Origin of the sequence: Streptomyces sp. HD, from assembly GCF_028369295.1 — a bacterium.
Taxonomy (GTDB): Bacteria; Actinomycetota; Actinomycetes; order Streptomycetales; family Streptomycetaceae; genus Streptomyces.
In genome coordinates this window covers 39,299-52,117 of record NZ_JAQMYP010000010.1, presented here as the reverse complement: position 1 = coordinate 52,117, position 12,819 = coordinate 39,299, and the positions used below count along the sequence as shown (strand labels likewise).

At 72.2% G+C, this 12,819-nt stretch carries 9 protein-coding genes; all 9 read left to right on the top strand.

Annotated elements, in window-relative coordinates; translation table 11 throughout:
* Positions 1-64 precede the first annotated feature (64 nt).
* The 9 genes from POF73_RS12345 (at position 65) to POF73_RS12305 (ending at position 12,818) form a co-directional block, all read left to right on the top strand.
* Entirely contained in the window at positions 65-712 is a 648-nt protein-coding gene (locus tag POF73_RS12345; RefSeq protein WP_272114696.1) for an HAD family hydrolase, read from the top strand.
* 325 nt (positions 713-1,037) lie between these two features.
* Complete coding sequence (locus POF73_RS12340; RefSeq protein ID WP_272114695.1) at positions 1,038-2,081, top strand: methionine ABC transporter ATP-binding protein; 1,044 nt, start codon at positions 1,038-1,040, stop codon at positions 2,079-2,081.
* Positions 2,078-2,803 (top strand): methionine ABC transporter permease, encoded by a 726-nt coding sequence (locus tag POF73_RS12335; protein WP_272114694.1) that lies wholly within the window; start codon positions 2,078-2,080, stop codon positions 2,801-2,803. The genes POF73_RS12340 and POF73_RS12335 overlap by 4 nt, the downstream gene beginning before the upstream one ends.
* A gap of 95 nt (positions 2,804-2,898) precedes the next feature.
* Entirely contained in the window at positions 2,899-3,732 is an 834-nt protein-coding gene (locus POF73_RS12330) for a MetQ/NlpA family ABC transporter substrate-binding protein (protein ID WP_272114693.1), read from the top strand.
* Positions 3,733-3,894: 162 nt separating this feature from the next.
* On the top strand, positions 3,895-4,524 hold the full coding sequence (locus POF73_RS12325) for a GNAT family N-acetyltransferase (protein WP_272114692.1): 630 nt from the start codon (positions 3,895-3,897) through the stop codon (positions 4,522-4,524).
* Positions 4,525-4,640: 116 nt separating this feature from the next.
* Complete coding sequence (gene cbiE / locus POF73_RS12320; RefSeq protein ID WP_272114691.1) at positions 4,641-5,852, top strand: precorrin-6y C5,15-methyltransferase (decarboxylating) subunit CbiE; 1,212 nt, start codon at positions 4,641-4,643, stop codon at positions 5,850-5,852.
* Between the two features lie 368 nt (positions 5,853-6,220).
* Complete coding sequence (cobT, locus tag POF73_RS12315; RefSeq protein WP_272114690.1) at positions 6,221-10,546, top strand: nicotinate-nucleotide--dimethylbenzimidazole phosphoribosyltransferase; 4,326 nt, start codon at positions 6,221-6,223, stop codon at positions 10,544-10,546.
* Positions 10,547-10,690: 144 nt separating this feature from the next.
* On the top strand, positions 10,691-11,923 hold the full coding sequence (gene cobA / locus POF73_RS12310; RefSeq protein WP_272114689.1) for a uroporphyrinogen-III C-methyltransferase: 1,233 nt from the start codon (positions 10,691-10,693) through the stop codon (positions 11,921-11,923).
* Positions 11,924-11,999: 76 nt separating this feature from the next.
* Positions 12,000-12,818 carry a TrmH family RNA methyltransferase gene (locus POF73_RS12305; RefSeq protein WP_272114688.1) on the top strand — a complete coding sequence of 273 codons (819 nt, stop codon included), beginning with the start codon at positions 12,000-12,002 and terminating at the stop codon, positions 12,816-12,818.
* Position 12,819: the final 1 nt, after the last annotated feature.

The window sequence follows — 12,819 nt, the reverse complement described above, 5'->3', positions numbered from 1 at the left end:
GAGCCTATTACGGCCCAAAAGGCCTGATGCGGCCGCCCCCGGACGGCACCGTAGGGTCGGTGGCATGAAGATCCGTGCACAGGCCCTCCTTTTCGACAACGACGGCACCCTCGTCTCCTCCCTGGCCTCCGTGGACCGCTGCTGGGCGCGGTGGGCCGAGGAGTACGGCATCACGGAGGAGTTCGGCCGGGTCGAGCTGCACGGACGTCCGGCGGTCGAGATAGTCGCCGAGCTGCTGCCCGCCGACGTCGTTCCGCAGGCCCTCGCGCGGATCGAGACGCTGGAGGTGGAGGACGTACCGAACGACGGTGTGCAGGTGCTGCCCGGCACGAAGGACTTCCTCGACTCGCTGCCCGCCGACCGCTGGGCCGTCGTCACCTCCGCCACCCGCCGGCTCGCCGAGGCCCGGCTCGACGCCGTCGGCATCCTCCCCAAGACGATGGTCACCGCCGACGACATCACCCGCGGCAAGCCCGACCCCGAGCCCTACCTCCTCGCCGCCCGCGAACTCGGCGTGGACCCGGCCCACTGCGTCGTCTTCGAGGACGCCCCCGCCGGTCTCGCGGCCGGTCGCGCCGCCGGAATGACCACCGTGGCGTTGACCACAACCCACCAGGCCCACGAGCTCGACGCCGACCTGGTGGTGAAGGACCTGTCGGCCCTGTCCGCACTGGTCAGCGACGGCGGCGTGGAGATCTCCGTCCGCCGCTGAGAGCTGTCCGCCGCTGTCCAGGATGCGGACAGCGGCGGCTGGTAAGGACCGTAGGTCTGGTTTACTGATCGCATGACCACGACGAGCTACCGCACTCCTGCGACCGAGGCGACGATGACGCCCGGTGCTCGTTGTATGTGTCACATGTGCCGAATGTGTGCCTTCTAGAGGGCCTTCGCACCACTCCCTGAGCTCGCGCCCCGAAGCGAGCCGCCGTGGCACGTCCGTACGCCGATGCCGTACGTGACCGAGTTGCCCGCGCATGCCTTCCCTCCCGTACCAGGGCACACCCACGCCCGCGTACTCGACAGTGATGGAAACCCCAGTGATCACCACAACGGGCCTGACGAAAATTTACCGGGCTCACCGCTCACACGGCCGAGAGGTCACCGCCCTCGACGGCGTCGATCTGCACGTCCGCGAAGGCGAGGTGTACGGCGTCATCGGCCAGTCCGGCGCCGGCAAGTCCTCGCTCATCCGCTGCGTCAACCTGCTGGAGCGCCCCACGGCCGGGACGGTCACCGTCGCCGGACAGGACCTCACCGCCCTCGCCGGACGCGGCACCCGGGCCGGCCGGGAACTGCGCCAGGCGCGCAGCCGTATCGGCATGGTCTTCCAGCACTTCAACCTGCTGTCCTCGCGGACCGTCCAGGACAACGTCGAGCTTCCGCTGGAGATCCTCGGCAAGTCGGGCAAGGAGCGGTCGGGCAAGGCGCTCGAACTGCTCGACCTCGTAGGACTCGCCGACAAGGCCAAGGCCTACCCCGCCCAGCTCTCGGGCGGTCAGAAGCAGCGCGTCGGCATCGCCCGCGCGCTGGCCGGCGACCCCAAGGTGCTGCTCTCCGACGAGGCCACCAGCGCCCTCGACCCGGAGACCACCCGCTCCATCCTCCAGCTGCTGCGCGACCTGAACCGGCAGCTGGGCCTGACCGTCCTGCTGATCACCCACGAGATGGACGTCGTGAAGTCGATCTGCGACTCGGCCGCGCTCATGGAGCAGGGCCGCATCGTCGAGTCCGGCACGGTCAGCGAACTGCTCGCCACACCCGGCTCCGAACTGGCCTCCGCGCTCTTCCCGGTGGGCGGTGAGGCCTCCGGCGACGACCGCACGGTCATCGACGTCACCTTCCACGGCGAGGCCGCCACCCAGCCGGTCATCTCCCAGCTCTCCCGCACCTACAACATCGACATATCGATCCTCGGCGCCGCCATCGACACCGTCGGCGGCCTCCAGATCGGCCGGATGCGCATCGAACTGCCCGGCCGCTACGAGGACAACGTCGTGCCGATCGGCTTCCTGCGCGAACAGGGTCTCCAGATCGACGTGCTGGGCCAGGAGCCCGTTCTGCTCAAGGAAGGTGCCAAGTGACCTGGTCCGAGATGCAGCCCCTGCTGGAGCAGGCGTGTTGGGACACCCTCTACATGGTCGGCTGGTCCACCCTCATCGCCGTGGTCGGCGGTCTCCCGCTCGGCATCCTCCTCGTCCTCACCGACCGGGGCGGCCTGCTCCAGAACGTCCTGGCCAACAAGGTCATCGGGCAGATCGTGAACGTCGCCCGCTCGATGCCGTTCATCATCCTGATGGTCGCGCTGATGAGCTTCACGCGCTGGATCACGGGCACGACCATCGGCCGCGAGGCCGCCATCGTGCCGCTCGCCATCGGGGCCATCCCGTTCTTCGCCCGCCTCGTCGAGACGGCTGTCCGGGAAGTGGACGGCGGGCTCGTGGAGGCCGTGCAGTCGATGGGCGGCAACACCTGGACCGTCGTCCGCAAGGTGCTCGTGCCCGAGTCCCTGCCGTCCGTCATCGCCAGCACCACGACCACGATCGTCGCCCTCATCGGGTACTCCGCCATGGCCGGCACGGTCGGCGCGGGCGGCCTCGGCGACATCGCCATCCGCTACGGCTACCAGCGCTTCGAGACCGAGCTGATGTGGCTCACCGTCGCCATCCTCGCCGTCGTCATCTCCCTCATCCAGTTCGCCGGCGACTACGCGGCCCGCTCCCTGCACCGCCGCGGCGGCCAGTCGGGCCCGGCACCGAAGCTGCGGCTGCTGAAGGCGTCCACGGCGACGACCAAGACCGTCTGAACCATCCCGGACGGACGCCCAGAGCCCCCAGGGCCCCCAGTACTCCCCGCACACCCAAGTCGGGGTCGCACCACCCATCAGGAAAGGCACTTTTCGTGCGTAACACCGCCAAGATCACCACTGCCGTCCTCGCCGCCGGAGCCCTCACCCTCGGGCTCACCGCGTGCGGCTCGGACAAGGACTCCGGCTCCGACGCGAGCGCCCCGCTGAAGGTCGCCGCCACGCCCACCCCGCAGGGCGAGATCCTCGCCTACGTCAAGGACAACCTCGCGAAGAAGGCCGGCCTCGAACTTGAGGTCAAGGAGTTCACCGACTACGTGACGCCGAACACGGCCGTCCAGCAGGGTGAGGTCGACGCCAACTACTTCCAGCACCAGCCGTACCTGGACGACTTCAACAAGAAGAACGGCACCGACATCGTCGCCGTGCCGAACGCCACGGTGCACCTGGAGCCGCTCGGCGTGTACTCCCAGGGCGTCAAGAAGCTCGCGGACCTGGAGAAGGGCGCCACGATCGCCCTGCCGAACGACACCACCAACGAGGCCCGCGCGCTGAAGCTGCTCGAAGCCAACGGTGTGATCAAGCTCAAGGCGGGCGCCGGCTACTCGGCGACCCCCAAGGACATCGCCGCCAACCCCAAGAACCTCCAGTTCAAGGAGCTTGAGGCGGCCCAGCTGCCGCGCTCCCTCGGCGACGTCGACGCCGCCGTCATCAACGGCAACTACGCCCTGGAGGCCGACCTCAGCCCGGCCAGGAACGCCATCGCCGCCGAGTCGCCCAAGGACAACCCGTACGGCAACTTCCTCGCCGTGAAGAAGGGCAACGAGGACGACCCGCGTGTGAAGAAGCTCGCGAAGCTGCTCACCTCGCCCGAGGTGAAGAAGTTCATCGAGGACAAGTACGACGGCGCGGTCGTCGCGGCGTTCTAAGAGGTCAACCGTTATCTGACGGTGCGTTTAACGCGTATCGCCACGCACGGGGTCCACTCCTTCACCTGGTGTGGACCCCGTGGTGCAGTTCAGTGCTTTCATGCTGCATGCTGGGCAGTTCAGCAGGCCCTGACGGGTTTTCCGAAGGTTACGGAGCGGCGCATGACTAGCACCTTCCCCAACATCTCCATCAGCACGGAGCGGTTGGTGCTGCGCCCCCTCGACGAGGACGACGTGCCCGAGCTGGCGGAGATGATGAACGACGAGCAGGTCACCGCCTGGACATCCGCTCCGCAGCCCTACAGCGAGGCGGATTCCCGCGAGTGGATCACCCGGCTCGCCCCGGCCGAACGCAGCGAGGGCCGCGGCATCGTCTTCGCCGTCAGCGAGTTCCTCACCCAGCGCCTCGTCGGCATCGTGCACCTGCAGAACACGAACTGGCGCGTTCGCTCCAGCGAGATCGCCTACGTCATCGCCCCCTGGGCCCGCGGCGAGGGCTATGCCTCCGAGGCCGCCCTGGCCACCGCCCAGTGGCTCTTTCACGACCAGAAGTTCGAACGCCTGGAACTGCGCACGGCCGCCGACAACACCGCCTCCCAGCAGGTGGCGCAGAAGATCGGCTGTATCAGCGAGGGCGTGCTGCGCAATGCCTGGATAGCCCGAACCAGGACCGGGAGCGGCGAGTGGACCGACGTCCGCACCGACCTCATCGTCTGGAGCCTGCTGCCCGAGGACCTGGAAGGCGTCGGCGACCAATCGGGCGGCTTCACCTCGTTCGGCGAGTGGAACTGACGGGAATCCAACCCACGAGGACCGAGGGAGCCACCCCGGCGACCAGGTACCCTCACGGAGCCCGCCCCTGGGGCTGACCCCACGACGACCTGCGCTGACCCTGGAGACTGACGACGATGGCCGACCGCGTCACGGTGATCGGCTGGGACGGCTCGCCACTGACCGCCGCGGCACGCTCCGCCCTCGGTGCCGCCACGCTGGTGGCCGGTGCCGCCCACCACCTGGCGCTCCCCGAGCTGCCGCCCGCCGCCGAGCGCATCCGCCTCGGCAGCGTCGCCCTCGCCGCGCGTCGTATCGCCGGCCACCGCGGGACCGCGGTGGTGCTCGCCGACGGCGACCCCGGCTTCTTCGGAGTCGTACGCACCCTGCGCGCACCCGAGTTCGGCCTGGAGGTCGAGGTCGTCCCCGCCGTCTCCTCGGTCGCCGCCGCCTTCGCCCGGGCCGGCATGCCCTGGGACGACGCCCAGGTGGTCGTCGCACACCGCCGCACCCTGCGACGCGCGGTCAACGTGTGCCGCGCCCACACCAAGGTCGCCGTCCTCACCTCACCGGGCGCCGGACCCGCCGAACTCGGTCTGCTCCTTGAGGGCGTCCACCGCACTTTCGTGATCTGCGAGGAACTGGGCACCGAGCGCGAGCAGGTCACCGTCGTCACCTCCGACAAGGCCGCCGACCACATCTGGCGGGACCCGAACGTCGTCATCGTCATCGGCGGCAAGGCGGCCGCGGTGGAGGGCGGCGGATGGATCGCCGGCCGCGACCCGTCCGCGGCGCCGCGCGGCTGGACCCTGCCGGCCAAGTCCTACGGCGGACTCATGGGCGAGGGCGAACTGGAACCCCTGCGCTCCGCCCAACTCACCCGGCTCGGCCCGCGCGTCGGCGACCTCGTGTGGGACATCGGCTGCGGCAGCGGCGCCTTCGCCACCGAGGCCGCCCGGGCCGGCGCCGCCGTCATCGCCGTCGACAACGACCCCCGGGCCTGCGAGCGCACCGAGGCCAACGCGCGCGAATTCGGGGTCCAGCTGCAGATCGTCCAGGGCGCCGCCCCGCACATCCTGGAGAACCTCCCGGAACCGGACGTCGTACGCGTCGGGGGCGGGGGAGCGGCCGTCGTCTCCGCCGTCGCCGACCGGCGCCCGCAGCGCATCGTCACCCACGCCGCGACCCGTGACGCCGCCGAACTCATCGGCCGCGACCTCACCTCGCACGGGTACGACGTCGAGTGCGCCCTCCTGCAGTCCGTCGAACTCGACACGCGGGCCTGGACGGAGCGCGAGCGCACGGTCTCCTTCCTGCTCAGCGGCGTGCTGCCCGACCGCACGGTATGACCGTGCGCCCGTCCCCGTGATCCTGTTGTCGTACCGCGCGCGGTAGGCTGGCCGATCGTTGTACCGCACTCGGTCACCCGACTTTTCGTCGGTCAATGTCCGGAAAAACACGCCCCGTTTGGGGTACGTGTGGTACGGCGAAACCGGAGGACGCGCAACGTGGCGCAGTCCACAGCGACCTGTCGCGGATCAACCTGTCGCGACGGCCGAATGGCCACGACAATGCCACTCAATGGCTTTGTCGCCTTTTTGGGACGGGTCGTTCGTGCCGCTGGGCACGCACGCTCGTTCTTCACTACGGGGCGGTCGGTGCGCCGTCCCCGGGTGAGCTGGTCGTAGAAGCACTAACCGATGGGCGAGGGGTACGCATGACCGACACCGGCCAGGTCCCGGGCGAGGGACTGCCGGAGAGCGCAGGCATGGTGGAGCAGCCCGGCGTCCCCGCGGCGCCCGGTGCGTACACCTACCTCTCCGAGACCACCGCCGAGGACGAAGACCTGTTGATGCCCGGCTCCCAGGGTGCCTGGGGCAACGAGGTCGCCCCGCCCGCCCCGGAGCCGGTCGTCGAGACCCTGCACGAGCCGGACGCCCATGAGATCTCCGGCCGCGACAGCGGCTCGGTCGACCTCAGCGCCGTCCGCGTGCCGGGACCGACGGCTCCTACGACGCCGATCCCGCCGATCACTCCGCGGCGTCCGCTGCATCTCGGCCCGCCCATCCCGGACGCCTCCGCCAGCCCGGTCCGCTCTCTCGCCGACCGCGGCGCCGTCGGCGTCCCCGCACGTCATCCCGGCGCGACCGGCCCCGAGTACCTCGACGTCCCGCAGCACCGCGAGGCGGCGGCTCCGCAGGCGGCCTCGCCGTGGGGCGCGCCCGCGCAGGCCGCCCAGGTTCAGGCTCCGGCGCCGGTGGGCGCGGGGGTGCAGACTGCGGAAACGGTTGTCCCGGCCGGGCAGTCGGCGGGTGTGGCACAGGCGGCTCCGGCCGTGGTGGCGGACGCGCCGGCCGTTGACGCGGACGCACAGGCCGCCGACTCCGACGTACCGCAGGCTGCCGTGGCCGAGGTGCCGGTGCCGCACGAAGGTGTGCCCGGCGGCCAGGTGCCGCAGGCCGCCCACGCCGCGCCGGCCGTCGCCGTGGACCCGGCCGTGGCGGCCGGTCACGCTCCGGGTACGGGGCATGCCGTGAGCGCCGGGGAGATGCCGGACGCTGCACAGGTACCGGCAGCCGATCCGCCCGGTGCTGAGGGAGGGGAGGTCCCGGTGAACGGGGCCGACCCGGAGGCCGGCCAGGGCGTCGAGCCCGAGCAGGCTGCGGAAGACGTTCCGGTCACGGAGGGCGCGACGGCCGCTGAGGGCACTGCGCCCGAGGCCGAGCAGGCCCCCGAGGCCGCTCCCGTCGCGGGCGACCAGGCCGCCGCGGTTCCCGTGGCGGAGACCGGCGAGGCCGTGCCTGCCCCTGAGGCCGCACAGCATGCCGAACTTGCTGCTGCTGAGGCGGCGGAGGTCGCCGAGGCACCCGCTGCCGAGGCCGTTGAGGCTGTCGCGGTGCCGGTTCCTGGGGGCGTTGAGGCCGTTGCGGTGCCCGCTGCTGAGGCTGTTGAGGTCGCGGCGGTGCCCGTTGCGGAAGCTGTTGAGGCCGTTGCGGTGCCTGCGGCTGAGGCTGTTGAGGTTGCGGCGGTGCCGGTTCCTGGGGGCGTTGAGGCCGTTGCGGTGCCTGCGGCTGAGGCTGTTGAGGTTGCGGCGGTGCCCGTTCCGGAAGCCGTTGAGGCCGTGGCAGCGCCCGCTCCCGAGCCCGCGCAGCTGCCCGAGGCGCCCGCCGCCGACGCGGAGCAGACCCCCGAGGCCGCCCCGGTTGTCGACGCAGCCGCGCCCGGGGCCCCCGCCCAGGTCGCCGACGCGCCCGCGCCCGAGGTCGCCCAGGCACCTGAGGCGCTCCCCGTCGGCGAGGTCCCCCAGGCACCTGAGGCCCTGCCCGTCGCCGAGGTCCCCCAGGCTGCGGCCCAGGACGTCGTCGCCGCCCCGGCTCAGGTCCAGCCGACCCCGGAAGCCGTCCCCGACCCGACGGCCCCCGAAGCAGCGCAGGCCCCCCGGCCCGCGGACGCCGAGCCCGTCGGCCAGGCCCCGCAGCCCACTCAGGACGCCTCCGTCGCCGTAGCCCCCGAACCGGCTCCGCAAGCCGGGGACGTCGAGCAGGCCGAGGCCGCCCAGCAGCAGCCCGAGCCCTCCGTTCCGGTGGAGGCGGCGGCTCAGGACCCGCAGCCGGTTCCCGACGCCGTGGCGGCCCCGGAACTCGCGCAATCCCAGCAGCCGGCGCAGGACGACGCTCCCGCCGTCGTCCCCGCCGACGCGGCCGTCGCGGCACAGGCGGTGGCCGCGAGTGCGACCGCCCCCGAAGCGGAGGCCCACATGGCGGAACCCGCGGCCCAGATGCCGGACGCAGAGCAGCCCCAGGAGGTGACCGCCGAATCGGCCGAGGCCCCTCAGCCGCTCGCCGTGGCCGCCGTCCCGGACCCCTCGGGCCCCGACGCCTCCAGCCCCGCCCCGCAGCCGGTCCCGGCGGACGCCGTACCGGCCGAGGCCCCCGAGCCGTTCGTCGCCGAGCCCGCCGGGCCGCAGCTCCAGCCCGCGGCCCAGTCGGCGCCGGCCCCCGAGGACCAGGCCGCACCGGCCCAGCCGGACGCCCTCCCGTCCGGCGCCCCCCTGGAGCCCACGCCCGTGGGCCAGTTCGTGCCGGTCGAGGGCTCGGTGCCGACCACGCCGCACCTCGCGCCGACCCCGCCGCAGCCGATCGTCCTCCCCGTGGAGGAGGCACCGGCCGCCGTCGCCACGGTGCCCGCACCGCGCGAGGGCGACCCCGACGTCGTACAGCACGCGGAGGACCTGGACACCCGGGCCGCCGACCAGGAAGACCCCCAAGAAGAGAGCACGGCCGCAGTGGAAGAAGCACGTCAGTCCACCGGCCCCGCCGCGCCCGCATACGACGACGCCGAGCGCGAGGCCGTCCTCAAGGTCATGCGCGAGCGCCGCGACATCCGCAACGGCTTCCGCAGCGACCCGATCCCGCACGAGGTGCTGCTCCGCGTCCTGGAGGCAGCCCACACCGCGCCCTCCGTGGGCCACTCGCAGCCCTGGGACTTCGTCGTCATCCGCTCCGGCGAGACCCGGCGCACGATGCACGAACTGGCCCAGCGCCAGCGCGAGGCGTACGCGAAGTCCCTCCCCAAGGGCCGGGCCAAGCAGTTCAAGGAACTGAAGATCGAGGCCATCCTCGACACCCCCGTGAACATCGTCGTCACCGCCGACCCGACCCGCGGCGGCCGCCACACCCTCGGCCGGCACACCCAGCCGCAGATGGCGCCGTACTCCGCCGCGCTCGCCGTCGAGAACCTCTGGCTCGCCGCCCGCGCCGAGGGCCTGGGCGTCGGCTGGGTCAGCTTCTTCGACGAGCGCGAGATGGTGCGTGCGCTGGGGCTGCCCGAGCACCTCGAAGTCATCGCCTACCTGTGTGTCGGGTACGTCGACGAGTTCCCGGACGAGCCCGAGCTGATGCAGGCCGGCTGGTCCAAGCGCCGCCCGCTGTCGTGGGTCGTCCACGAGGAGACGTACGGCCGTCGCGCCCTGCCCGGCGAAGAGCCGCACGACCTGCTCGCCGAGACCGTCGCCCAGATCCGCCCGCTGGACGCCAAGGCGCTCGGCGAGGCCTGGGAGCGGCAGAAGCGCATGACCAAGCCGGCCGGTGCGCTCGGCATGCTGGAGATCATCTCCGCGCAGCTGTCCGGCCTGTCCCGGCAGTGCCCGCCGCCGATCCCCGAGCCCGCCGCCGTCGCGATCTTCGCCGGCGACCACGGCGTGCACGCCCAGGGCGTCACCCCCTGGCCCCAGGAGGTGACGGCCCAGATGGTCGCCAACTTCCTGGGCGGCGGAGCGGTCTGCAACGCCTTCGCGGGCCAGGTGGGCGCCGAGGTGTGCGTGGTGGACGTCGGCGTCGCGGCCGACCTCCCGGCCACCCCCGGCCTGCTGCCCCGCAAGGTCCGCGGGGGCACCTCCGACATGACGACCGGCCCCGCGATGACCCGCGAGGAGGCCAAGCAGGCCATCGAGGTCGGCATCGAGACCGCCCGCGACCTGGTGGCGGCCGGCAACAAGGCGCTGCTGACGGGTGAGATGGGCATCGCCAACACGACGGCGTCGGCCGCGCTCATCTCCGTCTTCACGGACACGGACCCGGCCGAGGTCACCGGCCGTGGCACCGGCATCAACGACGAGACCCTCGCCCGCAAGACCGAGGTCGTCCGCCGCGCCATCGAGGTCCACCAGCCCGACCCCGCCGACCCCATCGGCGTCCTCTCGGCGATCGGCGGTTTCGAACACGCCGCGCTGGTCGGGCTCCTGCTGGGCGGCGCATCCCTGCGGACGCCGGTGATCCTGGACGGCGTCAGCGCCGGCGCCGCCGCCCTGGTGGCCCGCGCCATCGCCCCCGAGGTCCTGGCCGCCTGCATCGCGGGCCACCGCAGCGCCGAGCCCGGCCATGTGGCCGCCCTGAACAAGCTCGGCCTGCGTCCCCTGGTCGACCTGGACCTCCGCCTCGGCGAGGGCACGGGCGCGCTGCTGGCCCTGCCGCTGGTGCAGAGCACGGCGCGGGCGATGCACGAGGTGGCGACGTTCGACTCCGCGGGCGTCACGGAGAAGTAGACCGGGACCGGGGGTGGGGTGGATACGCGCACCGTCGCGCCCACCCCACCCCCGCCTTACGCTGAACGCAATCTAAAATCCGCACGTCAGGGCCGCTCCAGAGCCGTAGCGCCCACCGCACGCCTGTCCGAGGAGCCGCACCTCATGGCCGAACACCCCGCCTACCCCGTGGGCCTCCGTCTCACCGGTCGCCGCGTCGTCGTACTCGGTGGCGGCCAGGTGGCCCAGCGCCGCCTCCCGGCCCTGATCGCGGCGGGCGCGGACGTCCTCCTTGTGTCCCCCGAGGTCACCCCTTCCGTCCAGGCCATGGCGGACGCGGGCGAGATCACCTGGCAGAAGCGGACGTACGAGGAAGGCGACCTCTCGGACGCGTGGTACGCCCTGATCGCCACCGGCGACACGGAGGCGAACACCCGGGCCTCGGCCGAGGCGGAGCAGCACCGCGTCTGGTGCGTCCGCTCCGACGACGCCGACGCCGCGACCGCCTGGACCCCGGCCACCGGCCACAGCGAGGGCGTCACCGTGGCCGTCCTCACCACGGACGCCCGGGGCCGCGACCCCCGCCACACCGCCGCCATCCGCGACGCGGTCGTCGAGGGCCTGCGCGACGGCACCCTCGTGGCCCCGCACCACCGCACCCGTACGCCCGGAGTGGCCCTGGTCGGCGGCGGCCCCGGCGACCCCGACCTGATCACCGTGCGCGGCCGGCGTCTGCTCGCCGAGGCCGATGTCGTCATCACCGACCACCTGGGCCCGCGCGACCTGCTCGCCGAGCTGCCCTCCAGCGTCGAGGTGATCGACGCGGCAAAGCTGCCGTACGGCCGCTTCATGGCCCAGGAGGCCATCAACAACGCGCTGATCGAGTACGCCCAGCAGGGCAAGTCGGTCGTCCGGCTCAAGGGCGGCGACCCCTTCGTCTACGGACGGGGTATGGAGGAGGTCCAGGCGCTGGCCGAGGCCGGTGTCCCGTGCACGGTCGTGCCCGGCATCTCCAGCTCGATCTCGGTCCCGGGTGCTGCGGGCATCCCGGTCACCCACCGGGGCGTCGCCCACGAGTTCACCGTGGTCAGCGGCCATATCGCCCCCGACGACGAGCGTTCCCTGGTCGACTGGCCGTCGCTCGCCAAGCTGACCGGCACACTGGTGATCCTCATGGGCGTCGGCACGATCGGGAAGGTCGCCGAGACGCTCGTCGCGCACGGCAAGTCCCCGGACACACCGGTCGCCCTGGTCCAGGAGGGCACGACGGCCGCCCAGCGCCGGGTCGACGCGACCCTCGCCACGGTCGCCGAAACGGTGCTCGCCCACGAGGTGAAGCCGCCGGCGGTCATCGTCATCGGCCAGGTCGTGAACGTCGGACCGAACCCCTCCGCCTGAGCCCGCCGCGTAACCGCGGGTAACCCGACCGTGCCAAGCCGTTGGCACCGCACCCAGGACAAGGCAGTATCACCCTGTGGCCGATCTCATCACCGTCGATGACCCCGCCGACCCGCGCCTGCGCGATTACACGGGCCTGACCGACGTCGACCTGCGTCGCAAGCGCGAACCGGCCGAGGGCCTGTTCATCGCCGAGGGCGAGAAGGTCATCAGACGGGCCAAGGAAGCCGGCTACGAGATGCGGTCGATGCTGCTCTCCGCCAAGTGGGTCGACGTCATGCGCGACGTCATCGACGAGCTCCCGGCCCCGGTGTACGCGGTCAGCCCGGACCTCGCCGAGCAGGTCACCGGCTACCACGTGCACCGCGGCGCCCTCGCGTCGATGCAGCGCAAGCCGCTCCCGACCGCCACCGAACTGCTTCGCTCCGCCCGCCGGGTGGTGGTCATGGAGTCGGTCAACGACCACACCAACATCGGCGCCATCTTCCGCTCGGCGGCGGCCCTCGGCATGGACGCGGTCCTGCTCTCGCCGGACTGCGCCGACCCGCTGTACCGCCGCAGCGTCAAGGTCTCCATGGGCGCGGTCTTCTCCGTGCCGTACGCCCGCCTGGACACCTGGCCCAAGGGCCTCGAATCGGTCCGCGAGGCAGGCTTCAACCTTCTCGCCCTCACCCCCGACGAGAAGGCCAAGACCCTCGACGAGGCCGCCCCGCACCGGATGGACCGGGTCGCCCTCATGCTCGGCGCCGAAGGTGACGGCCTCTCCACCCAGGCCCTGGTCGCCGCCGACGAATGGGTGCGCATCCCGATGTCCCACGGCGTCGACTCCCTCAACGTCGGGGCGGCGGCCGCGGTCGCCTTCTACGCGGTGGCCACCGGCCGCCCCCAGATCTAGG

What these genes read in the sequence shown, in the direction of transcription:
- cobT (WP_272114690.1), top strand. Translation starts at nt 6,221, where the DNA reads ATGACCGACACCGGCCAGGTCCCGGGCGAGGGACTGCCGGAGAGCGCA.
- cbiE (WP_272114691.1), top strand. Translation starts at nt 4,641, where the DNA reads ATGGCCGACCGCGTCACGGTGATCGGCTGGGACGGCTCGCCACTGACC.
- cobA (WP_272114689.1), top strand. Translation starts at nt 10,691, where the DNA reads ATGGCCGAACACCCCGCCTACCCCGTGGGCCTCCGTCTCACCGGTCGC.
- POF73_RS12325 (WP_272114692.1), top strand. Translation starts at nt 3,895, where the DNA reads ATGACTAGCACCTTCCCCAACATCTCCATCAGCACGGAGCGGTTGGTG.
- POF73_RS12345 (WP_272114696.1), top strand. Translation starts at nt 65, where the DNA reads ATGAAGATCCGTGCACAGGCCCTCCTTTTCGACAACGACGGCACCCTC.